The sequence below is a fragment of the Bradyrhizobium sp. 482_C4_N1_8 genome (genome assembly GCF_052075965.1).
In the GTDB taxonomy this organism is placed as follows: domain Bacteria; phylum Pseudomonadota; class Alphaproteobacteria; order Rhizobiales; family Xanthobacteraceae; genus Bradyrhizobium; species Bradyrhizobium barranii.
The window spans coordinates 4,208,013-4,233,687 of record NZ_CP197231.1 but is presented as its reverse complement, the minus strand read 5'-3'; the positions used below and the strand labels follow the sequence as shown (position 1 = coordinate 4,233,687).

Here is a 25,675-nt window from a genome sequence, read left to right as displayed (position 1 = left end):
AGCACACATGAAAATGGGGCGGTATGCGATTGGACCGCGCCAAGGATCAACCCCCAGGCGATGGCCTATGGGCGGATCCCAAAAATCGTCCGCCTGTCAGGACAGACCGGACGTGACTAGCGGCCCACTGGAGCGACGCTTTTGACCTCGACGGACGCGTCTTCCATCCCTAGGGATGCCCGCCTCCGGTCGAGGCCAATGCCGCCTGCCCCGCAATCTCGTCAGCCCGCCAGCACCTCACCTCATGTCCATCGGCGCGCGTTTCCAGCACCGGACCGGGCTCGTGGCGACACACGGCCTCCGCGTACCGGCAACGCGGGCTGAAGGCGCATCCGTTCGGCGGATTGAGCGGGTTGGGAAGGTCGCCCCCTGTCGTTGCTAGCGGCGCATGACGCAGCGGATCGGGGATGGCCGCGATCAGGGCTTGCGTATAGGGGTGCGCCGGCCGCTCGAAGATTTCGCGCCAGTGGCCGTTCTCGACGATGCGGCCAAGATACATGACGGCGACGCGGTCGCTCATGTGCTCGACGACGCCGAGGTCGTGGCTGATCATGATGTAGGAAAGACCGAGCGTGTCCTTCAATTCCAGCAGCAGGTTGATGATCTGGGCGCGGATCGAGACGTCGAGCGCCGACACGGGCTCGTCGCAGATGACGATCCTGGGATTGAGGATCAGGGCGCGCGCAATCCCGATGCGCTGGCGCTGGCCGCCGGAGAATTCATGCGGATAGCGGTCGGCCTGTTCCGGCCGCAGGCCGACGTGCCGCAGCATCGTCGCAACACGGTCCTCGATCTCACTTTTTGCGGTCACGCCATGCACACGCAGGGGATCTTCCAGCGTGCGGCGGACGGTCTGGCGCGGATTGAGCGAGGCGTAGGGATCCTGAAAGACGATCTGCACGGTGCGGGCCAGCGACTTTCGGTCGCCGGATTGCCTGTTCGTCACCACCTGCCCGTCCAGCACGATGCGGCCGCGCGTCGGCGTCAACAGACCCAGGATCGACAATGCGACCGTCGACTTGCCCGAGCCGGACTCGCCGACGAGGCCGAGGCATTCGCCTCGTCTCAGCCTGAGATCGACACCGTCGACGGCACGGAGCACCCGCCGGCCGCGGCCGAGCCAGCCGCCCCCCATCGGAAAATGAACCGCGATATCCTCGACGCTGAGAATGAGATCGTCGTCCGGCCTCGCTTCCCCTTGCATGGCTTGCGGCTCATGCATGGTGGTAACACCGGACGAAACCGCCGGCCTCCAGCAAATCCGTTTGCGGCGCAACCGTGCGGCAGATCTCGGTGGCCTGCGTACAGCGCGGATTGAACCGGCAGCCATCCGGGAAATTCGTGATGGCTGGAACCACGCCCGCGATCTCCTTGAGCCTGGTGCGGCCAAGCGCGGCCCGACTGCCCAGCCGCGGCAGCGAGGCGACCAGGCCCTGCGTATAGGGATGCGAAGGCGCCCGGAAAATATCGGCGGAGCCGCGCTCCTCGACGATGCGGCCGGCATACATGACGGCGACACGGCGGCAGACATTGGCGACGAGGCCGAGATCGTGGCTGATCATCAGGATCGCCGTCCCCCTCTCGGCGCACAGATTGCGCATCAGCTCGATGATTTCGGCCTGCACGGTCACGTCGAGCGCGGTGGTCGGTTCGTCGGCGATCAGGAGGTCCGGACCGCATGCGAGGGCGATGGCGATCATGACGCGCTGACGCATGCCGCCGGACAGCTGGTGCGGGTAATCGTTGACGCGCCGCTCCGGTGCGGGGACGCGGACGCTCGCCAGCGCCTCGACCGCGAGCTGGTTGGCTTCCCGCCAGCTCTTGCCCTTGTGCAGCACGAACATCTCGGCGATCTGCCGTCCTACCGGCGAGACCGGGTTCAGCGCCGTCATCGGCTCCTGGAAGATCATGGCGATGCGATTGCCGCGCAGGTCCCGCTGCCTGGCCGCGGAAAGGTGCTGGATCTCCCGCCCCTCAAACCGGATGACGCCGCCGCCGATCGACAACGGTTGCCGCAACAGGCCGATCAAGGCGAGCGCCGTGATGCTCTTGCCGCAGCCGGATTCGCCGACCAGCCCAAATGTCTCGCCTCGATCGATGCGGAATGAAATGCCCTCGGCCGCCGCAACGCACCTCGCTCCGTCGTCGAGATCGATACGCAAATCCTCGACTTCGATCAGCGGCGCGCCGGTCATGTCCGCCGGCTCCGCGACTGGGGATCGAGAATGTCGCGCAGGCCGTCGCCGAGCAGGTTCAGGCCGAGCACCGTCAGGAAGATGGCAAGGCCCGGAAAGACCGAGAGCCACGGCGCCGTCGTGATCTGCTCGCGCGCATCCGACAACATGCTGCCCCAGCTTGGAAACGGCGGGCGGACGCCGAGGCCGAGGAACGACAAGGCGGCTTCGGACAGCACCGCGCTGCCCATGCCGAGCGTGCCGATGACGACGATCGGCCCTAACATGTTCGGCAAGAGCTGCGTGACCATGATCCGCAGATCGCCGTAGCCGAGCACGGTCGCCGCCTGCACATAGCCCTGGCTCCTCAGCGACAGCGCCGACGCCCGTGCGATCCGGCAGGTAAAGGACCAGTTGGTCAGGCCGAGCGCGATCAGCAGGCTCGTGAGGCCGGGGCCAAGCACTGCCATGATGGCGAGCGCGAAGATCAGCGAGGGGATCGCGAGCATCAGGTTGGTCAGGCCGTTGACGACATCGTCCCACCAGCCGCCCCAATAGCCCGCGCTCAAGCCCAGCGCGACGCCGATGACGCTGTTGATGAGCTGCGAGACGATACCGACGGTCAGCGAGACGCGCGCGCCGTAGACGACGCGGGAATAGATGTCGCGGCCCTGGTCGTCGGTGCCGAACCACCAGGTCCAGCTCGGAGGCTCCTCCGCGTTCATGAGGTTGGCGTCCAGGACGGGATCGGTGTGCGCCAGCCAGGGCGCGAGCAGGCCGACCAGGATCGCGAGCGCGAACAGCGCGCCGCCGATGATGAGATTGGCGCGGAGCTTCATGCGTATCTGATCCTGGGATCGATCACGCCGTAGAGCACGTCGATCAGCAGATTGATCGCGAGAAAGGCCAGCACCACCACGAGAATGGAGCCCTGGACGGCGGGAATGTCACGCTGGAGCACACTGTCGACCAGCAGCGAACCGATGCCCGGCCAGGAGAACAATTTCTCGACCACGACCGCCTGCCCCATCAACCCGCCGAACTGAAGGCCGACGGTGGTGAGAATGATGACGAGCGCGTTGCGCATCACATGCCACTTCACGACACGCGTCTCGCTCATGCCCTTCGAGCGCGCGGTGCGGACGAAATCAGCGGTCATGATCTCGAGGACCGCGGCGCGCGTCGTGCGGGCAAATAGCGCCATCGGCGAGACGCCGAGCGTCACGGCTGGGAGAAGCAGATATTTCAGCCCTCCATCGCCATAGCCGAAGCTCGGCAGCCAGCCGAGCTTCAATGCAAACAGATACATCAGCACCAATCCGAGCCAGAATTTGGCAATGGAAAGGCCCGACACCGCCAGCACCATGGCGAGCGTATCGACGATTCCCCCGGGTTTCAGCGCCGCGATGAAACCAAGGGGAACCCCGATCAAAATCGCAAACGTCATGGCCGTGAAGATGAGCTGCAGCGTCGGCCAGGCCCGTTTGGCGATCATGGTCGTGACAGGCTCGCGGGTCCGGAACGAGGTGCCGAAGTCACCGGTCGCGAGCTTGGCGATGTAGGCGCCGAAACGCCAATACAGGGGATCGTCGAGGCCGAGCTGCTTCTTCATGCGCAGCTCGACCTGGGGATCGCTGTCGTCGCTCATGCTCGAGACAATGCTGCCGGGAACGACGCTGAACAGCACGAAGACCAGCAGCACGACAGCGAGCACGGTCGGAATGGTTTGCAGAAGACGGCGGAGCAGGAACGAGAGCATCCAGGCTTTTCCTCTCTCCCCCCACCGCTCGTCGCGATGGAGGGAGCGCGAGAGCGCGTGTCACTTCGCGGGCGAGGTCTCGTCGACCCAGAGGTCTTCGACGTTCTGATGGGTCAGCTCCGTCGCATTGAGCTGAACGCCCTTGAGCCACGGCTGCACCGCCATGACCGCCTTGTTGTAGTTGAAGAACCAGACCGGCGCTTCCTCATAGAGCAGCGCATTGGCCTTTTGCAGCAGCTCGGTGCGCTTTGCGGGATCGTCGGCCTGCCCTGCCGCATCGATCAGCTTGTCGAAATCGGCATTCTTGTAGTTCATGTAGTTGCAGGCCGGCTGCGGCGTCGAGGAGTGGAAGCATTTGAGCGCGGCCTGGGGATCCGGGCCGGTCGCCTGGGAATAGATGAAGGCCTGATAGTCGCCGCTGCGCACCACCTCGGCCAGCACCGCGGTCTCGACCTGCTTGACCTTCGCCTTGATGCCGACCTTGTCCAGCATCGGGATCACGGCCGAGACGATGGGCAGGCCCCAGCTTTCATTCTGGCTGGTGGTCCATTCGAATTCGAAGCCCTGGGGATAGCCGGCCTCCGCGAGCAGCTGCTTGGCCTTGGCGGGATCGTAGGGGTACGGCTTCATCGCCTTGTCGTAGGCTGGAGATGTCAACGGCAGCCAGCTGGTGGCGCGATAGGCTTTGCCCTTGACCAGCTTGTTGATGATCAGGTCGGTATCGATCGCGTAATTGATCGCCTGCCGGACGCGCTTGTCCGTGAACGGCTTGAACGAGGGATTCATACCCATATAGCGCGTGAAGACCTCGGCGACCTCGACGATGGTGCCTTTGAGGTCGGCGTCTGACTGATAGGCGACATACTGGGCGGGCCCGAGCACCGAGGTGTCGATCTCCTTGTTGCGGAAGGCGACATCGCGCGCCGCGGCCTCACCCATGATCGACACGATGACCTTGTCGGCGTAGGGCTTGCCGGGCTTGTAGAACCGGTCCCACCGCTCCAGAACGATACGCGATCCCGGCACGTGCTCGACGAATTTGAACGGCCCGAGACCGATCGGCTTCTGGATGAAGCTCTCCTTGGCGGCCTCGTCGGCGGGATAGATCGAGGTCAGCGCGGTGAAGAAGTAGAATCCCGGATCGACTTTCTCGGTCAGCTTCATTTCGAGGGTGAAGTCGTCGATCTTCTTCAGGCCGGAGATCTCCTTGGCCTGGCCCTTCTCGACCGCGGCCGCGCCCTCGATCATGCGGACAAAGCGCGCGCCGGGATAGGCCTTGGTGCCGTCCATGATGCGGTTGTAGGACCAGATGACGTCGTCGGCCGTCATCTTGCGGCCGTTGTGGAAATAGGCGTCGTCGCGCAGCTTGAAGGTGTGAACGAGACCGCCGCCCGAGACCACGTCCTCCTTGGCGAGCTCCAGAACCGGCTTGCCCTCCGCGGAATTCCAGATGTAGAGCGACCGGTGCAGCGCCTTGGCGTAGATCTCGTCCTGGGCGCGCTGCGTGGTGTGAATATCGAGGCTCGTGAAACTCGAACCGTAGGGCGCCGTCATGCGGATGGTTCCGCCCTTGCGCGGCGCCTGGGCCTCCGCCGAGGTGGCGAGCGCCAGCCCCAAACCAGCGACGATCGCGATCATCCTGAACATCATGTGTCCCCCAACAACGCAGGTATTCCGATTAGGGATTTGATCATTCGTAACCCGTCGAACGCAAGCTTCGTTTTGATGGCGACGGGTTCCGGAACGCGGCGCTCGCGAGACCCTCGGAGGCCAGGTTGCGTCCCAAGCGGTGCAAGCCGCCGATTGCGGTGCATCATGAGCGACCAAGAGCAGTGAACATTTTTCGTGATCAACGCGACCAAGTTCAGGATCATTATCTGAGCCCCAGGGATCGCGGAAAAAATGAATCGCCGAACGCTAGGTATCTTGCTCGCGGGCGGACTGGTCGCCGCCACGGCGGTGCTGGCAAGCCCGGTCGCGGCCAGCCTCGGCCGGTACAGCGAGGCGGACAGCATCCGGTTCAGCTGGAGCCGCACCACCGGCGTGAACGACTATCTTGACGAAACGTGGTGGGCGGTCCGGGGCCATGACACTCCGGATAATTTCGTCGAACGACTGCTCAGCATCCCTGTCGGAGCGGTCGCACGGGGCGCACGTACGGGTTTCGAAGCCAGGGTTTCCCAGGGCACCGGCCTGCCACTGCCCGAGAGCTGGAGCATCGCTACGGCGAAGAATTCGCCGTTCATCGCGTCAGTCTACGCCGAGACCCCGCGCGATCTCACGGCGGTGCTCGGCTTCTATCGCGCCGAGCTCGGCAAGCGTGGCTGGATCGAGACGGTGGTCGAACCGGACCGGGCCGTGATCACCTTCACGACGGCCCGTGGACCGGTCCTGGTCCGGCTTTCCCGTCAGGACGACAGGACAATCGCCGAACTTTCGCTGCGCAAGCCGGGTATCGCGAATGCCGGCCTCCTGCCGAGGCCGAGGCAGGCAAAGCTGATGCTCGGCAACAAGTCGGACGAGGTGGCGGTCATCACCGTCGCCGACCAGACCATCAAGCTGGCGGCGCACGCCGGCGAGAAACTGGCGCACTCCGACTCTGCCGCAGCCGAAATACCTGACGGCCAAAAGATCGATCTGCCGCCCGGCAAGTACAAGGTCACCCTCAAGGTCGAGGGCGGCACGGTCCAGAGCCGGGAGTTCGAGGTCGCGGCCAACGAGACCTGGGGCCTGCTGGCCGGCACGGACGGCGTCCTGCTGCCGATGCGGCTTTATTGATGCGCATCGCCCCCTAGCCGTTCGCAAACTCAGGCATCCAGTCCCGCAGTTTTCGCGCTGCGCCGGTGACGTCCGAGATGTTCGGAAATGCCCCCGCCTCCACCATCATCGCCCTCGCCAGCCGCACCGCGCGCGCCTCGCTGATCGCCCGCCTCCGCGGGTCCTCGATCAGCTCGAAGTCGATGTTGTGGGCCAGGCCGAAGATACGGCGGAGGGTTTTGGCGGCAGCGAAGCCGACGGTGTCAGTGAATAGCCGCTGCATGTAAGCCTGCCGCTCGGCTTCCAGGCATGCAGCGCCCTTCTCGCCGGCAAAGAGCGATGCCGGATAGGCATCGCCGGTGGCGCCAGCGCGCCAGAGATCGAGGAACTTGCGGGCGAACTCGTTCCAGACCTGCTCGACCGTCTCCAGTACCCAGCTTTCGAACGCCTGCCGCTCACCCGGCGTGCGCTCGTGGCCGGCGGAGGCGAAATAGGCCATCAGGAGGTTCGCAAGCACGGCGCCGACGTCGAATCCCATCGGGCCGTAGAACGCGAATTCGGGGTCGATCACCCGCGTTTGGCTCTCCGTCACCATGATCGAGCCGGTGTGGAGATCGCCGTGGAGCAGCGCCTCGGGACTTGCCATGAACTTCAGCTTCAGCCGGGAGATCGCGACATGCAGCTCCATGTCATCGCGCAGCCCTGCGGCCAGGCGGTCGAGATAAGGCGCAGTCCACCGGTTCTGCTCGGCAATGCGGTAGGGATCGGTGAAGATCAGGTCCTCGGTGATCTTGCAGAGCGCGTGGTTGCCGGCAAAGGCGGCGATGCCCTGCTTCTTCTCGGCCGCCGACAGCGCGAGGTCGGAGGTGAAGAACAGGGTGCGCGCCATGAAGGTGGTGATGTCGTCCACGAAACCGGGATATTGCGTTGCGGCGACCATCCCCTTGCGCATGATGATGTGGGGCTCAAGCAGCTCCATTACCGTCAGCGCCAGCGTCTCGTTGTGGTGCAGCAGCGCCGGCACGAGACCGGGCGCGAGCTGGGCCTGCTTCGACAAGGCGAGATATTCGTAATGGGCCCGCGACAGCGGCAGCGGCCAGCTCTCGCCGACGAGGCGGACGTAGGGCAGCGCCTGCTTCACGGCGACGCCGCCGCGCGCGCCCTTGACGATGAAGACGAGATTGAGATTGCCGTCGCCGACCTCGGTGATGCCCCAGGCGGCCGGCTCGCCACCGAGTAGTGCCTTCAGGTCGGAAATACCCGCGAGATGGTCCCGCAAGGCCGCCTCATGCAGAATCCGGTAGTCCCCCGCGTCGGCCATGACGATCCCACCCCATGATATTTGAGCACGATCTTATCGGAAAACCGCTTCGCACTTTTCCGGATCATGCTCTTGGCATGGCCGGATCGTTACTCCCGCTCCAGGAAGCTCGAGCCGATCTCGGCCTTTCTTTTGATGGGATCGTAATCACAATAGACGCTGTCCGCCACCAGCGTGTAGCTGGCGCTGACGGTGTATTTGTCCAGCTTGACCGAGTTCAGGCCGATCACCGAGGTGCTCTTGCCCCCGTTCCACTTGAACGGCGTCGAGCTCTTGGCCTGCTCGCAGGCCATCACGGCTTCGTTGAAGACAGAGCCCTCGACGAACGCCTTCAGCGTTCGGACCTGCACGGCCATCTTCCATTCGAAATAGCCGATGGCGCCAAGGCCGGCGACGATCAGCACCAGAAGCGCGATGACGATCCGCTGAAAAGTCATTCGTTTCCCCCAAAACAATATTGCCGGCAAAAACGTCTAGAACGGCATTCCCATCAATCTGGACAAGCGCTCGATCGAAAGATAGCCGGCATGATAGGCCGCGATGCCGATCCCGTAGATGATCGCCGAGATGATCGTGGTCCAGATCAGCTTGCCTCTCATCCGCGTCAGAACCGGTGCGCCGGGGTCGGTGCCGGGCGCGCCGACGCCGTCCTCGTGCTGGCTGCGCACGCCGAACGGCAGCGTCAGAAACAGCGCGATCCACCAGATGACGAAGTAGATCGCAAGCGCGGTCGATATCTGGATGGCCATGATCCGGCGCCCTACGCCTGCTCGATTTCGACCAGCGCCCCGGAAAAATCCTTCGGGTGCAGGAACAGCACCGGCTTGCCGTGGGCGCCGATCTTCGGCACGCCGTCGCCGAGCACCCGCGCGCCCTCCTTCACCAGCGTGTCACGCGAGGCGATGATGTCGACGACCTCGTAGCAGATATGGTGGATGCCGCCGTCGGCATTGCGCTCGAGGAACTTCGCGATCGGCGAGGCCTCGCCGAGCGGCTCGATGAACTCGATCTTGGTATTGGGCAGCGTCGCGAACACGGTGGTGACGCCATGCTCGGGCAGCGCGACCGCCTCCGAGATCTGCGCCCCGAACGCGGCGCCATAGATCTTGGCGGACTTGACGGCGTCCTTGGTCGCGATCGCGACGTGGTTGAGGCGACCCAGCATGTTTCTTCTCCCTCAGCGCATGATCCGAAGACCATGCTCAACTACACCGTCAGGACGTGTACCAGACAGGGGGGCTTTTTGCCCCAATGTTCGTTGATGACGGCCCGGACAGCGCGTCGCACCGACTCAGCCAGGGCATCCGCATCGCGGCGGCGCGCCTTCGGCAGGCCCTCGATGGTGGAGACCACGGCGTCGAAGACGATGTCGTCGAAGGGCTCGCCGTCCCGGTTCTTCTCGGGAATGCCGACGAGATCGACCTCGGGATCGTCGGCAAGCTCGCCCTGCTCCGTCATCGCGACCGCGACGAAGGCGCAGCCGGAGAAAGCCATGCGGCGACGCTCGACCACGGCGCGGGACTTGGAGTCCTCCAAGATCGTGCCGTCCTTGTAGATCCGGCCGGAGGGCACCTCGCCGATGATGCCGGGATCACCCGGGCCGAGCTTGATCAGGTCGCCGTTGCGAACGACCAGGACGCGCGGCACGCCGGCGGCGCGCGCGAGCTTGGCATGCTCGTTCAGGTGCAGCGCCTCGCCATGGACGGGGATCAGGAGCTGCGGCTTGGTCCAGGCGATCATGTCGCGCAATTCGTCGCGGCGGGGATGGCCGGAGACGTGGACCAGATGGTCGCGGTCGGTAAGGACCTCGACGCCCTGCAGCACCAGATTGTTGATGATGGAGCCGACGGCCTTCTCGTTGCCCGGGATGGTGCGCGAGGAGAAGATCACGCTGTCGCCGCGGTTGAGCGTGATCTCGGGATGGTCGTCATTGGCGATGCGCGCCAGTGCCGCGCGCGGCTCGCCCTGGCTGCCGGTGCACAGCGCCAGCACCTTGTCCTGCGGAAGATGGCCGTAGACCTCGGGCGAGCGGAAGTTCTGCACGCCGTCGAGATAGCCGGTCTCGCGCGCGACCTGCACCACGCGCTCCATGGCGCGGCCGACCACGACGACCTCGCGATCGGCAGCCCTGGCCGCGGCGGCGACGGCCTTGATGCGCGCGACGTTGGAGGCGAAGGTCGTCACCGCGACGCGGCCCTTGGCGGCCTTGACCAGATCGATGATGGTTCGCGCGACCTCGGCTTCCGAGGGCGAGCGGCCGTCACGCACGGCGTTGGTGGAATCACCGATCAGGGCGAGCACGCCCTCCTCGCCCAGTTCGCGCAACCGCTTCTCGTCGGTCGGGCTCCCGAGCGTCGGGGTCGGGTCGATCTTCCAGTCGCCGGTGTGCAGCACCGTGCCGACGTCAGTGTGGATCGCCAGCGCGTGCGCCTCGGGAATCGAATGCGCGACGGGAATGAACTCGACGTTGAACGGGCCGATATCGACGCGGCCGCCCGACGGCACCACCGTCACCGGGATTTTCGGCGCATTGCGCTCGGCGGCGCATTTGGCCTCGAACAGCGCCGCGCTGAACTGCGTGGCATAGATCGGGCATTTCAGCTTCGGCCAGAGGTCGATGATGGCGCCGAAATGGTCCTCATGGGCATGGGTGAGCACGAGGCCCATCAGATTCTTGCGTTCCTTCTCCAGGAAGCTGATGTCGGGCATGATCAGGTCGATGCCCGGCAGATGCTCCTCGTCGCCGAAGGAGACGCCGAGATCGACCGCCAGCCAGGCGCGCTGCTGACGGTTGCCGAGGCCGTAGATCGACAAGTTCATGCCGATCTCGCCGACGCCGCCGAGCGGCGCAAATACCAGTTCGTCAGGCTTCGCCATCACGCAGCTCCCACGGAGGCGGCCGAGCCGAAGAACACCTCGCCGGCCGCCACCGGGAGGCGTCGGCCGTCAACGGTGCGGACGATCAGGCAGCCGGTGTCGTCGATGGTGTCGAAAATGCCTTCCAGCGTCATCGTTCCCGTGTTGATCGCGACCCGTTCGCCGAGGCCGCAGGCGCGCTCTAGCCAGAGTTTGCGGATCTCCGCAAAGCCGCGGCCATTGTCCCAGATGCCGAGGAACTCGACCCAGGCGTCGGACAGCGCCGAGAACAGCTCTTCCGCGCTGATCTGGACGCCGAGTGCGGCCAGCGACACGGCCGGCGTCGGCGTCCTCTCCGGCGCCGCCACGACGTTGGTGCCGATGCCGACGACGACGGCGAGACGATCGCCGACGGCCTCGGCTTCGAGGCCAATGCCGACCAGCTTCTTGCCGCCCGCGAGGACGTCATTCGGCCATTTCAGGGCGTATCTGGGTCGCTCAGGACCAAGCCGGAGCGCGGCCTCGAGGCTGACCTTCTCCAGCGCCGCCTCTTCCGCAAGCCCCGCCGCAAACCCGATGGTGGCGGCAACTGCAGGCGCAATATCCAGCACCTCGAGGACGCTCGCGGCGAGATTGCCCTTTGGCGCGATCCAGGCGCGCTGGCGCCGGCCACGACCGGCGGTCTGGTCGGAGGTGACGAACCACATCGGGCCGCGTTCGCCGGCCCGCGCGTGCTCGATGGCGTCGGTGTTGGTCGAGCCGGTCCGTTCGAAAGCCGCGAGCTTGTAGCCCGCCGAGAGTGCGCGAGGACCGAGCGCGAACCCCATCCTAAAACAGCGACTTTGCCGCGGCGGAGGCGACGCTCACCACCGGGCCCGCGAACAGCGCGAAGAGGATGTTGAACAGGCCAAAGACAGCCAGCACAGTCTTCACCTCGACGCGCACCGGATCGACCTGACCGGCCGGCTCGTCGAAGTACATCGTCTTGACGATGGTCAGGTAGTAGTAGGCGCCCACGACGCTGGTCAACACGCCGATGACGGCGAGCGTGAACAGGTTCGCCTTGATGGCGGCGACGAAGACGTACCATTTGGCGAAGAAGCCGGCGAGCGGCGGGATTCCGGCGAGCGAAAACAGCAGCATCGCGAACATGAAGGCGAGCAGCGGATTGGTCCGCGACAGACCGGCGAAATCGCTGATCTTCTCGACGGCCTGGCCGTTGCGCTTCATCGCCAGAATGACCGAGAACGAGCCGAGCGTCATCGCCACATAGATCACGATGTACATCAAGACGCCCTGCGCGCCCTCGACCGTGCCGGAGGCGAGGCCGACCAGGGCAAAGCCCATGTGGCCGATCGAGGAATAGGCCATCAGGCGCTTGATGTTGGTCTGGCCGATCGCGGCGAAAGAGCCGAGCGCCATCGAGGCGATCGCCACGAACACCAGGATCTGCTGCCACTGCGAGACGATGCCGGGGAATGCGGTCAGCGTGACGCGGGTGAAGACCGCGAGCGCGGCCACCTTCGGCGCCGAGGCGAAGAAGGCAGTCACGGGGGTCGGGGCGCCCTCGTAGACGTCAGGCGTCCACATGTGGAACGGCACGGCCGAGACCTTGAAGCAGAGGCCGGCGAGCAGGAAGACCAGGCCGAACACCAGGCCGATATTCGAGACCGTCGCGGCCGCCGCGATGCCGGTGAAGCTGACCGTGCCGGTGAAGCCGTAGACCAGCGAGGAACCGTAGAGCAGCATGCCCGAGGACAGCGCGCCGAGCACGAAGTACTTCAGGCCGGCTTCGGTCGACTTGGCGTTGTCGCGGTTCGAGGCCGCCACGACATAGAGCGCGAGCGACATCAGCTCGAGGCCGAGATAGAGCGAGATCAAGTCGCCGGCCGAGATCAGCACCATCATGCCGAGCGTCGAGAGCAGCACCAGGATGGCGTATTCGAAGATCCGGCGCGACGGGTCCGACAGGAACTCGGTCGACAGCACCAGCGTCACCGCCGAGCCGATCAGGGCCAGGATCTTCATGAAGCGGGCAAAATCGTCGACGATGAAGCTGCCGCCGAAGGTGACGTGCTTGCCCGCAGGCTGTGCGTAGACGAGCACGCCGACCACGACCAGCAGCAGGACCGAAAGCGTCGTGACGGTCTTGGTGGTCTCCTGCCCGCGATAGGCCCCCAGCATCAAGAGTGCCATGGCGCCGACCGCGAGCACAATCTCGGGCAGCACCGGCGCCAGTTGATAACCTGCAGTCTCAAAGCTCATGGCGATATCCTGACCTGCCCGATCACTGGAGCAGTGCGGCGGCCTTCACGGCCGTCACAGCGGTGTTGTAATTATTGACGAGTTGCTGGACCGAGACGGCCGACATGTCGAGCACCGGCTTCGGATAGACGCCGAACAGGATCGTCAGCGCGATCAGCGGGAACAGCGTCACGCACTCGCGGAAAGTGAGATCCTTCATGCTCGCCAGCGACGGCTTGACCAGCGCCCCGAACACGACCTTGCGGTACAGCCACAGCGCGTAGCAGGCCGACAGGATCACGCCGAAGGTCGCGAAGAACGCGGTCGGGATCGAGACCTTGAAGGTGCCGAGCAGCGTCATGAACTCGCCGACGAAGCCGGAGGTGCCGGGCAGACCGACATTGGCCATGGTGAAGATCATGAAGGTCAGCGCGTAGAGCGGCATCCGGTTGACGAGGCCGCCATAGGCCGCGATCTCGCGGGTGTGCATGCGGTCGTAGACGATGCCGACGCAGAGGAACAGCGCGCCGGAGACGATGCCGTGCGAGATCATCTGGAACATGCCGCCGGCGACGCCCTGCATGGTGCCGGCGAAGATGCCCATGGTGACGAAGCCCATATGCGCCACTGACGAGTACGCAATCAGCTTCTTCATGTCCTCCTGCATCAGGGCGACCAGCGAGGTGTAGATGATGGCGATGGCCGAGAGCGTGAAGATCAGCGGCGCGAAGTCGTGCGAGGCCAGGGGGAACATCGGCAGCGAGAAGCGCAGGAAGCCGTAGCCGCCCATCTTCAGCAGGATCGCAGCCAGAACCACCGAGCCCGCGGTCGGCGCCTCGACGTGGGCGTCGGGGAGCCAGGTGTGCACCGGCCACATCGGCATCTTCACCGCGAACGAGGCGAAGAAGGCGAGCCACGCCCAGGTCTGCAGGGAGCGCGGCACGGCGGTGTGCATCAGGGTCGGGATGTCGGTGGTGCCGCCATTCCAGTACAGCGCCATGATGGCGAGCAGCATCAGCACCGAGCCGAGCAGCGTGTAGAGGAAGAACTTGAACGACGCGTAGACCCGGCGCGGACCGCCCCAGACGCCGATGATCAGGAACATCGGGATCAGGCCGCCCTCGAAGAACAGGTAGAACAGCACGAGATCGAGCGCCGAGAAGGTGCCGATCATCAGCGTTTCCAGGATCAGGAACGCCATCATGTATTCGCGGACGCGGTTGGTGATCGCCTTCCAGCTCGCGATGATGCAGAACGGCATGATGGCGGTGGTCAGGATCACCAGCGGCAGCGAGATGCCGTCGACGCCCATGTGGTAGGTGATGCCGGTGGCGAGCCAGTTCGCCTTCTCGACGAACTGGAAGTCGGCGCTCGACGGATCGAAGCGCATCACCAGGATCACCGACACCGCGAAGGTGATCAGCGTGGTCCACAGCGCGATCCAGCGCGCATTGCGCCGGGCCGCCTCGTCATCGCCTCGGCTGAGATAGACGATCAGCGCGCCAACCAGCGGCAGGAACGTCGTGACCGAAAGGATTGGCCAGGTTGTCATTTACTGGCCTCCAAAGCCGAACATGAACCAGGTGATCAGGCCGGCGGCGCCGATCAGCATGGCGAACGCGTAGTGATAGAGATAGCCGGTCTGGATCTTCACCACGTTGCGGGTGACGTCCAGCACACGGGCCGAGATACCGTCGGGGCCGAGGCCGTCGATGATGAAGCCATCACCCTTCTTCCAGAGCTGATAGCCGATCCACTTCGCCGGGCGGACGAAGATGAGATCGTAGAGCTCGTCGAAGTACCATTTGTTGAGCAGGAACTGGTACAGCATCGGCTGCGTGTTCGCGAGCTCGACCGGCAGATACGGCCGGCGGATGTAGAACAGGTACGACACCAGGAAGCCCAGCACCATCATCACCGTCGGCAGGATGGCGATGGTCTCGGGGATGTGGTGCATCTCCTCGATGATGTGCGGGTTCATCTTCACGGACTCGCGGAAGAACTCCTCGACGCCGTGACCGGCGAACAGCTCCTTGAACGGGAAGCCCGCGACGATCGAGCCGACCGCGAGAACGCCGATCGGGATCAGTATCCAGAGCGGAGCCTCATGCGCGGCCTCGTAGTGATGCTCGTCATGGGGCTCGCCGTGGAAGGTCTTGAAGATCAGGCGCCAGGAGTAGAACGAGGTCAGGCCGGCGGCGACGACCGTCATCAGGAAGCCGTACATCGCGAACGGATTATGCGAGGCGTAGGCGGACTCGATGATGGCGTCCTTGGAGAAATAGCCCGCCGTGAGCGGGAAGCCCGTGAGCGCCAGCGTGCCGATCACCATCACCGCATAGGTGTAGGGGATCTTGCGCCAGAGGCCGCCCATGTTGCGGATGTCCTGCTCGTGGTGCATCGCGTAGATCACCGAGCCGGAACCCAAGAACAGCAGCGCCTTGAAGAAGGCGTGCGTGAACAGGTGGAACATGCCGACCGAATAGGCCCCTGCTCCCATCGCCACGAACATGTAGCCGAGCTGCGAACAGGTCGAGTACGCGACGATGCGCTTGATGTCGTTCTGGACGAGGCCGATGGTCGCGGCGAAGAACGCCGTGGTGGCGCCGAAGAACATCACGACGGCCTGCGCGTTCGGGGCGAGCTCGAACAGCGGCGACAGCCGCGCCACCATGAACACGCCGGCGGTGACCATGGTCGCGGCGTGGATCAGCGCGGAGACCGGGGTCGGGCCTTCCATCGCGTCCGGCAGCCAGGTGTGCAGCAGGAACTGCGCCGACTTGCCCATCGCGCCCATGAACAGCAGCAGGCAGGTCAGGGTCAGCGCATCGGCATGCCAGCCGAGGAAGTCGATGGTCTTGCCGGTCAGGCTCGGCGCCTGGTGGAAGATGGTCTCGAAATCGGTCGAGGCGGTCAGCATGAAGATCGCGAAGATGCCGAGCGCGAAGCCGAAATCGCCGACGCGGTTGACCACGAAGGCCTTGATCGCCGCCGCGTTCGCCGACGGCTTCTGGTACCAGAAGCCGATCAGCAGGTAGCTCGCCAGACCGACGCCTTCCCAGCCGAAGAACAGCTGCACGAGGTTGTCGGCCGTCACCAGCATCAGCATGGCGAAGGTGAACAGCGAGAGATAGCCGAAGAAGCGCGGCCGGTACGGATCCTCGTCCATGTAGCCGATGGAATAGAGGTGCACGAGCGAGGACACGGTCGTCACCACCACCAGCATCACGGCGGTGAGCGTGTCGACCCGCAGCGTCCAGTAAACCTGGAGGTCGCCCGACATGATCCAGGGCAACAGCGGAATCCGCATGTCGTGGTGCATGAAGCCGACATCGACCAGCGTCATCCAGGACAGCGCTGCCGAGACGAACAGCAGCGCGGTCGTGATCAGCTCGGCGCCGCGCGAGCCCGCGGCCGGCGGCTCGACCGGGCCATGGTCGTCATGCGCGTGATCGTCGTGGCCATGATCATCATGGGCGACCGCCGCGTGGGCGTCGCCGTGGCCATGATCGCCGTGATGCTCGACCTCGTCACCCGAGGGGTTGCGGGCATGGGCGCCGAACAGCGCGATAAGCCCGGCCAGAATGGCGCCCAGCAGAGGCAGAAAGACAATTGCCTGAACCATGACTGAGCTCAGCCCTTCATCAGATTGACGTCCTCAACCGCGATCGAGCCGCGGTTGCGGAAATAGACCACCAGGATGGCGAGACCGATCGCGGCTTCCGCAGCCGCAACCGTCAGCACCAGCAATGCGAAGACCTGGCCGACGATGTCGCCGAGGAAGGTCGAGAATGCCACGAGGTTGATGTTGACCGAGAGCAGGATCAGCTCGATCGACATCAGGATGACGATGATGTTCTTGCGGTTCAGGAAGATGCCGAGGATCCCGAGCGTGAACAGGATCGCGCCGACCGCCAGATAATGTCCGAGCCCGATCGTCATTTCACCCACTCCGCCGCGTCGCTGTCCTGGAGCCCCTGCCCCGACGCCACCTTGCGCATCGCCATCGCCATCTCGGGCGTGCGTGCATTCTGAACGTTGATGTCCTGCCGCTTCACGTTCGCCTTGTGGCGCAGCGTCAGCACGATGGCGCCGATCATGGCGACCAGCAGCACCATGCCCGCGAGCTGGAAGTAGTGGATGTACTTCGTATAGAGCACGAGCCCGAGCGCCTCGGTGTTGCTGACATTGGTCGGGATCGCCGCCGTGATCGTCTTGGAGACGCCGGGGTTGATGACCCAGAAGCCGACGGTGAGCAGCAGCTCGAACAGGAAGATGCCGCCGATCACGAGGCCCACCGGCAGGTACTCGATGAAGCCCTCGCGCAGCTCGAGGAAGTCGACGTCGAGCATCATGATCACGAACAGGAACAGCACCGCGACGGCGCCGACATAGACGACGATCAGGATCATCGCGAGGAATTCGGCGCCCATCAGCACGAACAGGCCGGAGGCGTTGACGAAGGCCAGGATCAGGTACAGCACGGAGTGCACGGGATTGCGCGAGACAATCACCATCACCGCCGAAGCGACGCAAACGCCGGCGAAGAGATAGAAGAACAGCGCGGGAAGGATCATGCTCTCATCTCACCGGTACGGCGCGTCGAGCTCGATCGCTTTCGCGATCTCGCGTTCCCAGCGGTCGCCATTGGCGAGCAGCTTGGCCTTGTCATAGAACAGTTCCTCGCGGGTCTCGGTCGCGAATTCGAAGTTCGGACCTTCGACGATGGCGTCGACCGGACAGGCCTCCTGGCAGAGGCCGCAATAGATGCACTTCACCATGTCGATGTCGTAGCGCACGGTGCGGCGGGTGCCGTCGTTGCGGCGCGGGCCGGCCTCGATGGTGATGGCCTGCGCCGGGCAAATGGCTTCGCACAGCTTGCAGGCGATGCAGCGCTCTTCGCCGTTCGGATAGCGGCGCAGCGCATGCTCGCCGCGGAAGCGCGGCGAGATCGGGCCCTTCTCGAAGGGATAGTTCAGCGTCGGCTTCGGCTGGAAGAAATAGCGCATGGCGAGGAAGAACGCCGAGACGAATTCCGACAGCAGGAGCGAGCGTGCAGTGGCGTTGACATTGATACCCATGACGGCCCTCACTTCGGCGCGATGCCGGCGAAATGCAGCACACCGGCCACCACGACCACCATCGCCAGCGACAGCGGCAGGAACACCTTCCAGCCGAGGCGCATCAATTGGTCGTAGCGGTAGCGCGGCACGATCGCCTTTGCCATCGCGAACAGGAAGAACATGAAGAACACTTTGAGCGAGAACCAGATGATCCCCGGCACCCAGTTGAAGGGCGGCAGATCCACCGGCGGCAGCCAGCCTCCGAGGAACAGGATCGTCGCCAGCGCGCACATCGTGACGATCGCGACATACTCGCCGAGCATGAACAGCAGATACGGCGTCGAGCCGTATTCGACCATGAAGCCGGCGACGAGCTCTGATTCAGCTTCCACGAGGTCGAACGGCGGACGGTTGGTTTCCGCCAACGCCGAGACGTAGAAGATCACGAACATCGGGAACAGCGGCCACACATACCAGTTCAGGATGGTGAGCTGCGGCAACCCGATCAGGCTGGCAAGGCCACGGGCATGCTGGGCCTCGACCACGGCCGACAGGTTCAGCGTGCCGGCGCAGAGCAGCACGGTGATGATGACGAAGCCGATCGAGACCTCGTAGGACACCATCTGCGCCGCCGAGCGCAGCGCGGCCAGGAACGGGTATTTCGAGTTCGACGACCAGCCGGCCATGATGATGCCGTAGATCGACAGCGACGAGATCGCGAAGATGAAGAGCACGCCGACATTGATGTCGGAGATCACCCAGCCGAGATTGGTCGGGATCACCGCCCAGGCCGCGAGCGCGAGCACGCATGAGACCAAGGGAGCAAGGAGGAACACGCCCTTGTTGGCGCCGGACGGGATGATCGGCTCCTTCAGCACGAACTTCAGCAGGTCCGCGAAGGACTGCAGCAGGCCCCAGGGGCCGACCACGTTCGGGCCGCGGCGGATCTGCACCGCCGCCCAGATCTTGCGGTCGGCGAGCAGGATGTAGGCGATCGCGACCAGCAGGACGACGAGCACCAGGACGCTCTCCGCGACCATGATGATCAGCGGCCAGAGGAAACCGGTCCAGAATGCGCTTTCGAAGAATTCCATCGGCTCACTCCGCTGCGGTCAGCATCTGCCCGGAGGCAAGCCGCGAGCATTCCGCCATCACGGCGGATGCACGCGCGATTGGGTTGGTCAAATAGAAGTCCTCGATCGCCGGCTTGAACGGCGCCTTCTCCGGCGAGCCGCCCTTCCCCGCCAGCTTCTTGATCTGGTCGGCGGCGCCGGCTTCGATCTGGTCGAGACGCATCAGGTGCGGCGCGGCCTTGAAGATCGCCTGGCGGAGTGCCGACAGCGAGTCGTAGCCGAGCTTCTTGCCGAGCGCCTCCGACAGCGCCCGCACGATCGCCCAGTCCTCGCGGGCTTCGCCCGGCGGGAACGCGGCACGGCCGGTCATCTGCACGCGGCCTTCGGTGTTGACGTATATCGCGGACTTCTCGGTGTAGGCGGCCGCCGGCAGGATGACGTCGGCGCGATGCGCGCCGCGGTCGCCATGGGTGCCGATATAGACGACGAAGGTGCCGTCCGACGGCTTGATCTCGTCGGCGCCGAGCAGGAACAGCAGGTCCAGCGTGCCGAAGGTCGTCATCTGCGCGGCGTTCAGCCCGCCCGCACCGGCGACAAAGCCGATGTCGAGTGCGCCGACGCGCGAGGCGGTCTCGTGCAGTACGCCGAAGCCGTTCCAGCCGTCCTTCACCGCGCCGACATCGAGCGCGAGCTTGGCGGCGGCGGCGAGAATGGCGGCGCCGTCGTGACGCGAGGCTGCGCCTGCGCCGACCAGGATGATCGGGTGCTTGGCGTTCTTCAGCACATCCATGAAGGAATGCTTGCCGGCCGCGAGCTCGCCGAGCGTCTCGGTGCCTGCGCCGAGGTGGTCATAGTCGTAAGTGAGATCGACCTTGGCGCCGATCACGCCGACCTTGAAGCCGCCGCCGCGCCAGCGCTTGCGGATGCGGGCGTTGAACACGGCCGCTTCCTTGCGCGGATTGGCGCCGATGATGAGCAACGCGTCGGCCTGCTCCACACCGACCAGCGTCGGATTGAAAATGTAGGAGCCGCGACCGAGCGCGGGATCGAAGGCGTCGCCGCCCTGCACTGCCAGATTGTTCGAGCCGTACTTGGCCAGCAGGTCCTTCAGCGCGAACATCTCTTCGACGCCGGCGAGGTCGCCGGCGATCGCGCCGATGCGCTTGCCGTCGGTGCGCGCCGCTTTCGCAGCGATCGCGGCAAAGGCTTCGGGCCAGCTCGCCGCCCGCAGCTTGCCGGCTTCGCGGATATAGGGCCGGTCGAGGCGCTGGGTGCGCAGGCCGTCAACGACGTGACGGGTCTTGTCGGAGATCCACTCCTCGTTCACGGCCTCGTTGATGCGCGGCAGCACGCGCATCACCTCACGACCGCGGGTGTCGACGCGGATCGCCGAGCCGAGGCCGTCCATCACGTCGATCGACTGGGTCTTGCCGAGCTCCCACGGGCGAGCCGCAAAAGCATAGGGCTTCGAGGTCAGCGCGCCGACCGGGCAGATGTCGACGAGATTGCCCTGCAATTCGGACGTCAGCGCGTGCTCGAGATAGGTTGTGATCTCCATGTCCTCGCCGCGGCCGGTGGCGCCCATCTCGGGCGCGCCGGCGACTTCCGCCGAGAAGCGGACGCAGCGCGTGCACTGGATGCAGCGGTTCATCGAGGTCTTGACCAGCGCGCCGAGGTACTTGTCCTCGACGGCGCGCTTGTTCTCGGCGAAGCGGCTGGTGTCGACACCATAGCCCATCGCCTGGTCCTGAAGGTCGCACTCGCCACCCTGGTCGCAGATCGGGCAGTCCAGCGGATGGTTGATGAGAAGGAATTCCATCACGCCTTCGCGTGCCTTCTTCACCATCGGCGAACGCGTGGAGATTTCCGGCGGCTCGCCCTTGGGGCCCGGACGGCAATCGCGCACGCCCCAGGCGCAGCTTGCGACCGGCTTCGGGCCGCCCTTCACTTCGACGAGGCACATCCGGCAATTGCCGGCGATCGACAGCCGCTCGTGATAGCAGAAGCGCGGAATCTCGGCGCCCGCGGCTTCGCACGCCTGGAGCAGCGTGTACTCGGCGGGGACATCGATCTCTTTGCCGTCGATGATGAGCTTGGTCATTCTCTCTACTCCGCCGCGACCATGTTCACGGGATCGCGGACGCCGATATCGTCGATGTCAGCCTTGTGCGAATACTGGTCGATGCGCGCTTCGATCTCGTGACGGAAATGCGCGATCAGGCCCTGGATCGGCCAGGCGGCTGCGTCGCCGAGCGCGCAGATGGTGTGGCCTTCGACCTGCTTGGTGACTTCGAGCAGCATGTCGATTTCGCGCTTGTGGGCGCGGCCATCGGCCATGCGGGTCAAGACGCGCCACATCCAGCCGGTGCCCTCGCGGCACGGCGTGCACTGGCCGCAGCTCTCGTGCTTGTAGAAATAGGAGATGCGAGCGATGGAGCGGATCAGGTCGGTCGACTTGTCCATCACGATCACGGCCGCTGTGCCGAGGCCCGAGCGCAGCTTGCTCAAGCTGTCGAAATCCATCGGCGTGTCGATGATCTGCTCGGCCGGTACCATGCGCACCGACGAGCCGCCGGGGATCACGGCCTTGAGGTTGTCCCAGCCGCCGCGGATGCCGCCGCAATGCTTCTCGATCAGCTCACGGAACGGAATGCCCATGGCCTCTTCGACGTTGCAGGGCCGCTCGACATGACCCGAGATGCAGAACAGCTTGGTGCCGACATTGTTCGGACGGCCGATGCCGGCGAACCAGGCCGCGCCGCGCCGCAGGATGTCGGGCGCAACCGCGATCGACTCGACGTTGTTGACGGTGGTCGGGCAGCCGAACAGGCCGACATTGGCCGGGAACGGCGGCTTCAGGCGCGGCTGGCCCTTCTTGCCTTCGAGGCTTTCGAGCAGCGCGGTCTCCTCGCCGCAGATATAGGCGCCGGCGCCGTGCGCGACGTAGATGTCGAACGGCCAGCCGTTGACATTGTCCTTGCCGACGAGCTTCGCCTCATAGGCCTGGTCGATCGCGGCCTGGAGATGCTCGCGCTCGCGGATGAACTCGCCGCGGACATAGATGTAGCAGGCATGCGCGTTCATCGCGCAGCTCGCGATCAGGCAGCCTTCGATCAGGAGATGCGGATCGTGCCGCATGATCTCGCGATCCTTGCAGGTGCCGGGCTCGGATTCGTCGGCGTTGACGACGAGATAGCTCGGGCGGCCGTCGGTCGATTCCTTCGGCATGAACGACCATTTCAGGCCGGTCGGGAAGCCGGCGCCACCGCGCCCGCGAAGGCCCGACGCCTTCATCTCGTTGATGATCCAGTCACGGCCCTTGTCGATGATATTCTTCGTACCATCCCAGGCGCCGCGGCGCCGCGCGCCCTCGAGCCCCCAGTCGTGGAGGCCGTAGAGGTTCTTGAAGATGCGGTCCTTGTCCTCGAGCATTTCAGTGCTTTCCGATCAACGATTGGACTGCTTGTAGGCAAGTCCGGCGGCGCAGACGGCGAAGGTCAGCGCCCAGAGTAGGCTGCTCTCCTGCGTCGCGTTCATCACGAAGCGCTGCAGCAGGAACATGAAGGCGGCCGCGACCGCGGCGTGCATGGCGACGAAGCCCCATTTGTTCACGGCTTCGTTCCCTCCAATTGCGGGGAGATCACGCATCAGGTGATCTCCTTCAGCGTGGTCGGCCCACCCGTCGGCGCCGAGAACTGGCGGCCGTTCTGCGGACCGGGCTTCGGCGGATTGCCCGAGGCGAAGCCGTCGAGCACCTTGCCAAAGGTTTCCTTGGTCAAATCCTCATAGGTGTCCTTGCCGATCAGCACCATCGGCGCATTCACGCAGGCACCGAGACATTCCACCTCTTCCCAGCTGAAATTACCGTCCTTGGAGAGATGGAACGGCTCGTGGTGAATGCGGTGCTCGCAGACGTGGATGAGATCCTCGGCACCGCGCAGGCGGCACGGCGTGGTGCCGCAGACCTGGACGTGGGCCTTCTTGCCGACGGGGGCGAGCTGGAACATCGTGTAGAAGGTCGCGACTTCGAGCACGCGGATATAGGGCATGTCGAGCAGATCGGCGACGGCGCGGATCGCGGCTTCCGACACCCAGCCGTCGTGCTGTTCCTGGACGCGCCAGAGGATGGCGATGACAGCGGAGGCTTGCCGGCCGGCCGGATATTTCGCGATCTGCTGCTTGGCGAACGCGAGGTTCTCCTCCGTGAACGCAAAGCTCGCGGGCTGGACTTCCTTCGGTGCTAATCGGCGAACGGACATCTCTTATCTCTCACTGCATACGGCGCGCGGTTTTCGCATTCAGGGCATCGATCCTGCCCTGCCAGAATGCGCTTGCGGTGCCGAAAACGTTGTAGCCGACGTGTGTCGAGACCTTGATGCGGTCGAGGATCGACAGCTCGGTCACGGTCTCCATCCGGTTGCTGCGCGGATCGAACACGATCAGCTTCAGCGGCGTCTGTTCGAGGATAAAGCGCGACACCGCGTGGCTGCGATCGCTGCCGTGCTCCTCGCACATGATGACGCTGTCGGTCTCAAGCAGCCGTGCGCCGCCCTTGATCGCCTCGATCTCGACGCCCTCGACGTCGAGCTTGATCAGGTACTTGCCGTGGGCCGCCACCTTGCCGTCATCGATGAGATTGTCGAGCGCGAGAACCGGCACGTCCTCGCCGCCCGCCGACGGTGCGCCGGCGATGCTGAAGGCCTCATGCTTGGTGCCTGACAGCCGCGCGGTACCGCGCGCCGCGCCGATGGCGCATTTCAGCGTCTCGAAGCGGTTGCCGTTGACGCGGGCGTTGTTGGCAAGCTTCGGATAGTTCTGCCCCGACGGCTCGATCGCGATCGCCTTGTGCGATCCGAACGGCTTGCTCGAGACCAGCACCGACCAGTAGCCGTAATTGGCGCCGCAATCGAGCAGCGTGTAGTCGACGTCGATGGAGTCGGCGAACAGGACCTCCAGCTCGTCCTCGTAGTTGTAGGAGCGGTTGAGCAGCTTGCTCCAATAGCCGTCGCCGTAGGGGAATTCGAACACGGCATCGGGATTGAGCCTGATCGCGATGTTGCGCTCGGGCAGCGTCTTCCGCAGCAGGTTCGCGCAGGCGATGTAGCCCATGTGCGAGAAATGCGAGGAGATCTTCGATCCCGTCACCAGCGCCAAGGCAGCCGTCCGCTCCCACAGGTTGGCCCCTTCAAGGGCCCCCGAGGCACGGTCAAACTGGATTGGCGCCTGCGCCATCACCGATCGACCTCTCCGAACACGATGTCGAGCGAGCCGAGGATCGCCGAGACGTCGGCAAGCAGATGGCCGCGGCAGATGTGGTCCATCGCCTGAAGATGCGCAAAGCCCGGCGCGCGGATCTTGCACTTGTAGGGCTTGTTGGTGCCGTCGGAGATCAGATAGACGCCGAACTCGCCCTTCGGCGCCTCGACCGCGGTGTAGACCTCGCCGGCCGGCACGTGGACGCCTTCGGTGTAGAGCTTGAAGTGATGGATCAGCGCTTCCATCGAGCGCTTCATCTCGCCGCGGCGCGGCGGCGCGACCTTGTTGTCTTCGACGACGACAGGCCCCTTCCCGTCGGCTGCGTTCAGCTTCTGGATGCACTGCTTCATGATGCGCACGGACTGGCGCATCTCTTCCATGCGGATCAGGTAACGATCGTAGCAGTCGCCGTTCTTGCCGATCGGGATGTCGAAATCCATCTCGGCGTAGCATTCATAGGGCTGCGACTTGCGCAGGTCCCAGGCCGCGCCCGAGCCGCGCACCATGACGCCCGAAAAACCCCACTCCCAGGCTTCCTTGAGCGGCACCACGCCGATGTCGACGTTGCGCTGCTTGAAGATGCGGTTGGCGGTGAGGAGACGATCGAGGTCGTCCACGACCTTCAGGAACGGATCGCACCAGGCCTCGATGTCGTCGACCAGCTTCTGCGGCAGATCCTGATGCACGCCGCCGACGCGGAAGAAGGCTGCGTGCATACGGCTGCCGGAGGCGCGCTCGTAGAACACCATCAGCTTCTCGCGCTCTTCGAAGCCCCACAGCGGCGGGGTCAGCGCGCCGACGTCCATCGCCTGCGTGGTGACGTTGAGGAGGTGCGAGAGGATGCGGCCGATCTCGCAATAGAGCACGCGGATCAGCTGGCCGCGGCGCGGCACCTCGATGCCGAGCAGCTTCTCAGCGGCGAGGCAGAAGGCGTGCTCCTGGTTCATCGGCGCGACGTAGTCGAGCCGGTCGAAATAAGGGATCGCCTGGAGATAGGTCTTCTGCTCGATCAGCTTCTCGGTGCCGCGGTGAAGCAGGCCGATATGCGGGTCGACGCGCGCGACGATCTCGCCGTCAAGCTCAAGGACCAGACGCAGCACGCCGTGCGCAGCCGGATGCTGGGGCCCGAAGTTGATGGTGAAATTGCGAAGCTGTTCGGGTTGCTCGTTCAT

25 protein-coding genes are annotated in these 25,675 nt (G+C 64.6%); 1 reads left to right on the top strand and 24 read right to left on the bottom strand.

Annotated elements, in window-relative coordinates:
* Positions 1-169: 169 nt before the first annotated feature.
* The 5 genes from AB7Z56_RS20240 to AB7Z56_RS20220 are packed head-to-tail and all read right to left on the bottom strand — an operon-like array spanning position 170 to position 5,583.
* The gene (locus AB7Z56_RS20240; RefSeq protein WP_283016686.1) at positions 170-1,222 is read right to left on the bottom strand and encodes an ABC transporter ATP-binding protein; all 1,053 of its coding nucleotides are present in this window, start codon (positions 1,220-1,222) and stop codon (positions 170-172) included.
* Positions 1,215-2,195, bottom strand: a complete 981-nt coding sequence (locus tag AB7Z56_RS20235; RefSeq protein ID WP_063982991.1) for an ABC transporter ATP-binding protein — start codon at positions 2,193-2,195, stop codon at positions 1,215-1,217. The genes AB7Z56_RS20240 and AB7Z56_RS20235 overlap by 8 nt, the downstream gene beginning before the upstream one ends.
* A complete protein-coding gene (locus tag AB7Z56_RS20230) occupies positions 2,192-3,013 on the bottom strand; it encodes an ABC transporter permease (protein ID WP_283016687.1) in 822 nt (273 codons plus the stop codon). Before AB7Z56_RS20230 ends, AB7Z56_RS20235 begins: the two co-directional genes overlap by 4 nt.
* Entirely contained in the window at positions 3,010-3,933 is a 924-nt protein-coding gene (locus AB7Z56_RS20225) for an ABC transporter permease (protein WP_063982990.1), read from the bottom strand. Before AB7Z56_RS20225 ends, AB7Z56_RS20230 begins: the two co-directional genes overlap by 4 nt.
* Before the next feature lie 60 nt (positions 3,934-3,993).
* A complete protein-coding gene (locus AB7Z56_RS20220) occupies positions 3,994-5,583 on the bottom strand; it encodes an ABC transporter substrate-binding protein (RefSeq protein ID WP_094184000.1) in 1,590 nt (529 codons plus the stop codon).
* 252 nt (positions 5,584-5,835) lie between these two features.
* On the opposite strand from AB7Z56_RS20220, the gene AB7Z56_RS20215 reads away from it, so the two are divergent.
* Positions 5,836-6,711 carry a hypothetical protein gene (locus AB7Z56_RS20215; RefSeq protein WP_283016688.1) on the top strand — a complete coding sequence of 292 codons (876 nt, stop codon included), beginning with the start codon at positions 5,836-5,838 and terminating at the stop codon, positions 6,709-6,711.
* 13 nt (positions 6,712-6,724) lie between these two features.
* Here the strand turns inward: AB7Z56_RS20215 and mtnK are convergent, their stop codons facing one another.
* The 19 genes from mtnK to AB7Z56_RS20120 all read right to left on the bottom strand — a co-directional run bounded on the left by mtnK (position 6,725) and on the right by AB7Z56_RS20120 (position 25,675).
* Positions 6,725-8,011 carry an S-methyl-5-thioribose kinase gene (mtnK, locus tag AB7Z56_RS20210; RefSeq protein ID WP_354112914.1) on the bottom strand — a complete coding sequence of 429 codons (1,287 nt, stop codon included), beginning with the start codon at positions 8,009-8,011 and terminating at the stop codon, positions 6,725-6,727.
* A gap of 89 nt (positions 8,012-8,100) precedes the next feature.
* Positions 8,101-8,448: a hypothetical protein gene (locus AB7Z56_RS20205; protein WP_014494873.1), complete on the bottom strand. Its 348-nt coding sequence runs from the start codon at positions 8,446-8,448 to the stop codon at positions 8,101-8,103.
* A gap of 36 nt (positions 8,449-8,484) precedes the next feature.
* Complete coding sequence (locus tag AB7Z56_RS20200; RefSeq protein WP_063982987.1) at positions 8,485-8,760, bottom strand: DUF1467 family protein; 276 nt, start codon at positions 8,758-8,760, stop codon at positions 8,485-8,487.
* An 11-nt stretch (positions 8,761-8,771) separates the two neighbouring features.
* Positions 8,772-9,176: a methylmalonyl-CoA epimerase gene (gene mce, locus AB7Z56_RS20195; protein WP_028149063.1), complete on the bottom strand. Its 405-nt coding sequence runs from the start codon at positions 9,174-9,176 to the stop codon at positions 8,772-8,774.
* A gap of 41 nt (positions 9,177-9,217) precedes the next feature.
* Positions 9,218-10,888 carry a ribonuclease J gene (locus AB7Z56_RS20190; RefSeq protein ID WP_354131588.1) on the bottom strand — a complete coding sequence of 557 codons (1,671 nt, stop codon included), beginning with the start codon at positions 10,886-10,888 and terminating at the stop codon, positions 9,218-9,220.
* Positions 10,888-11,694: a biotin--[acetyl-CoA-carboxylase] ligase gene (locus AB7Z56_RS20185; protein ID WP_283016690.1), complete on the bottom strand. Its 807-nt coding sequence runs from the start codon at positions 11,692-11,694 to the stop codon at positions 10,888-10,890. The genes AB7Z56_RS20190 and AB7Z56_RS20185 overlap by 1 nt, the downstream gene beginning before the upstream one ends.
* Before the next feature lies 1 nt (position 11,695).
* A complete protein-coding gene (gene nuoN / locus AB7Z56_RS20180; RefSeq protein ID WP_283016691.1) occupies positions 11,696-13,132 on the bottom strand; it encodes an NADH-quinone oxidoreductase subunit NuoN in 1,437 nt (478 codons plus the stop codon).
* Positions 13,133-13,154: 22 nt separating this feature from the next.
* Positions 13,155-14,663, bottom strand: coding sequence for an NADH-quinone oxidoreductase subunit M (locus AB7Z56_RS20175; RefSeq protein WP_071913375.1), 1,509 nt, complete (start codon positions 14,661-14,663; stop codon positions 13,155-13,157).
* Positions 14,664-16,736 (bottom strand): NADH-quinone oxidoreductase subunit L, encoded by a 2,073-nt coding sequence (gene nuoL / locus AB7Z56_RS20170; protein WP_283016692.1) that lies wholly within the window; start codon positions 16,734-16,736, stop codon positions 14,664-14,666.
* 8 nt (positions 16,737-16,744) lie between these two features.
* Positions 16,745-17,053: an NADH-quinone oxidoreductase subunit NuoK gene (gene nuoK, locus AB7Z56_RS20165; RefSeq protein WP_008547737.1), complete on the bottom strand. Its 309-nt coding sequence runs from the start codon at positions 17,051-17,053 to the stop codon at positions 16,745-16,747.
* Positions 17,050-17,688 carry an NADH-quinone oxidoreductase subunit J gene (locus AB7Z56_RS20160; protein ID WP_028149057.1) on the bottom strand — a complete coding sequence of 213 codons (639 nt, stop codon included), beginning with the start codon at positions 17,686-17,688 and terminating at the stop codon, positions 17,050-17,052. Before AB7Z56_RS20160 ends, nuoK begins: the two co-directional genes overlap by 4 nt.
* A 9-nt stretch (positions 17,689-17,697) precedes the next feature.
* A complete protein-coding gene (gene nuoI / locus AB7Z56_RS20155; RefSeq protein WP_014494864.1) occupies positions 17,698-18,192 on the bottom strand; it encodes an NADH-quinone oxidoreductase subunit NuoI in 495 nt (164 codons plus the stop codon).
* 8 nt (positions 18,193-18,200) lie between these two features.
* Entirely contained in the window at positions 18,201-19,268 is a 1,068-nt protein-coding gene (gene nuoH, locus AB7Z56_RS20150; RefSeq protein ID WP_063982981.1) for an NADH-quinone oxidoreductase subunit NuoH, read from the bottom strand.
* A gap of 4 nt (positions 19,269-19,272) precedes the next feature.
* Positions 19,273-21,348, bottom strand: a complete 2,076-nt coding sequence (gene nuoG, locus AB7Z56_RS20145) for an NADH-quinone oxidoreductase subunit NuoG (protein ID WP_283016693.1) — start codon at positions 21,346-21,348, stop codon at positions 19,273-19,275.
* A 5-nt stretch (positions 21,349-21,353) separates the two neighbouring features.
* Positions 21,354-22,679, bottom strand: coding sequence for an NADH-quinone oxidoreductase subunit NuoF (gene nuoF, locus AB7Z56_RS20140; RefSeq protein ID WP_014494861.1), 1,326 nt, complete (start codon positions 22,677-22,679; stop codon positions 21,354-21,356).
* 15 nt (positions 22,680-22,694) lie between these two features.
* On the bottom strand, positions 22,695-22,895 hold the full coding sequence (locus tag AB7Z56_RS20135; RefSeq protein ID WP_028149053.1) for a hypothetical protein: 201 nt from the start codon (positions 22,893-22,895) through the stop codon (positions 22,695-22,697).
* Positions 22,895-23,506, bottom strand: coding sequence for an NADH-quinone oxidoreductase subunit NuoE (gene nuoE / locus AB7Z56_RS20130; RefSeq protein WP_028149052.1), 612 nt, complete (start codon positions 23,504-23,506; stop codon positions 22,895-22,897). Before nuoE ends, AB7Z56_RS20135 begins: the two co-directional genes overlap by 1 nt.
* A 10-nt stretch (positions 23,507-23,516) precedes the next feature.
* On the bottom strand, positions 23,517-24,479 hold the full coding sequence (locus AB7Z56_RS20125) for an FkbM family methyltransferase (RefSeq protein ID WP_283016694.1): 963 nt from the start codon (positions 24,477-24,479) through the stop codon (positions 23,517-23,519).
* Positions 24,479-25,675, bottom strand: coding sequence for an NADH-quinone oxidoreductase subunit D (locus AB7Z56_RS20120; protein ID WP_354112915.1), 1,197 nt, complete (start codon positions 25,673-25,675; stop codon positions 24,479-24,481). The genes AB7Z56_RS20125 and AB7Z56_RS20120 overlap by 1 nt, the downstream gene beginning before the upstream one ends.

Coding starts and splice junctions, on each gene's coding strand:
- AB7Z56_RS20240 (WP_283016686.1), bottom strand. CDS start 1,222: ATGCATGAGCCGCAAGCCATGCAAGGGGAAGCGAGGCCGGACGACGAT.
- AB7Z56_RS20235 (WP_063982991.1), bottom strand. CDS start 2,195: ATGACCGGCGCGCCGCTGATCGAAGTCGAGGATTTGCGTATCGATCTC.
- AB7Z56_RS20230 (WP_283016687.1), bottom strand. CDS start 3,013: ATGAAGCTCCGCGCCAATCTCATCATCGGCGGCGCGCTGTTCGCGCTC.
- AB7Z56_RS20225 (WP_063982990.1), bottom strand. CDS start 3,933: ATGCTCTCGTTCCTGCTCCGCCGTCTTCTGCAAACCATTCCGACCGTG.
- AB7Z56_RS20220 (WP_094184000.1), bottom strand. CDS start 5,583: ATGATGTTCAGGATGATCGCGATCGTCGCTGGTTTGGGGCTGGCGCTC.
- AB7Z56_RS20215 (WP_283016688.1), top strand. CDS start 5,836: ATGAATCGCCGAACGCTAGGTATCTTGCTCGCGGGCGGACTGGTCGCC.
- mtnK (WP_354112914.1), bottom strand. CDS start 8,011: ATGGCCGACGCGGGGGACTACCGGATTCTGCATGAGGCGGCCTTGCGG.
- AB7Z56_RS20205 (WP_014494873.1), bottom strand. CDS start 8,448: ATGACTTTTCAGCGGATCGTCATCGCGCTTCTGGTGCTGATCGTCGCC.
- AB7Z56_RS20200 (WP_063982987.1), bottom strand. CDS start 8,760: ATGGCCATCCAGATATCGACCGCGCTTGCGATCTACTTCGTCATCTGG.
- mce (WP_028149063.1), bottom strand. CDS start 9,176: ATGCTGGGTCGCCTCAACCACGTCGCGATCGCGACCAAGGACGCCGTC.
- AB7Z56_RS20190 (WP_354131588.1), bottom strand. CDS start 10,888: ATGGCGAAGCCTGACGAACTGGTATTTGCGCCGCTCGGCGGCGTCGGC.
- AB7Z56_RS20185 (WP_283016690.1), bottom strand. CDS start 11,694: ATGGGGTTCGCGCTCGGTCCTCGCGCACTCTCGGCGGGCTACAAGCTC.
- nuoN (WP_283016691.1), bottom strand. CDS start 13,132: ATGAGCTTTGAGACTGCAGGTTATCAACTGGCGCCGGTGCTGCCCGAG.
- AB7Z56_RS20175 (WP_071913375.1), bottom strand. CDS start 14,663: ATGACAACCTGGCCAATCCTTTCGGTCACGACGTTCCTGCCGCTGGTT.
- nuoL (WP_283016692.1), bottom strand. CDS start 16,736: ATGGTTCAGGCAATTGTCTTTCTGCCTCTGCTGGGCGCCATTCTGGCC.
- nuoK (WP_008547737.1), bottom strand. CDS start 17,053: ATGACGATCGGGCTCGGACATTATCTGGCGGTCGGCGCGATCCTGTTC.
- AB7Z56_RS20160 (WP_028149057.1), bottom strand. CDS start 17,688: ATGATCCTTCCCGCGCTGTTCTTCTATCTCTTCGCCGGCGTTTGCGTC.
- nuoI (WP_014494864.1), bottom strand. CDS start 18,192: ATGGGTATCAATGTCAACGCCACTGCACGCTCGCTCCTGCTGTCGGAA.
- nuoH (WP_063982981.1), bottom strand. CDS start 19,268: ATGGAATTCTTCGAAAGCGCATTCTGGACCGGTTTCCTCTGGCCGCTG.
- nuoG (WP_283016693.1), bottom strand. CDS start 21,348: ATGACCAAGCTCATCATCGACGGCAAAGAGATCGATGTCCCCGCCGAG.
- nuoF (WP_014494861.1), bottom strand. CDS start 22,679: ATGCTCGAGGACAAGGACCGCATCTTCAAGAACCTCTACGGCCTCCAC.
- AB7Z56_RS20135 (WP_028149053.1), bottom strand. CDS start 22,895: ATGCGTGATCTCCCCGCAATTGGAGGGAACGAAGCCGTGAACAAATGG.
- nuoE (WP_028149052.1), bottom strand. CDS start 23,506: ATGTCCGTTCGCCGATTAGCACCGAAGGAAGTCCAGCCCGCGAGCTTT.
- AB7Z56_RS20125 (WP_283016694.1), bottom strand. CDS start 24,479: ATGGCGCAGGCGCCAATCCAGTTTGACCGTGCCTCGGGGGCCCTTGAA.
- AB7Z56_RS20120 (WP_354112915.1), bottom strand. CDS start 25,675: ATGAACGAGCAACCCGAACAGCTTCGCAATTTCACCATCAACTTCGGG.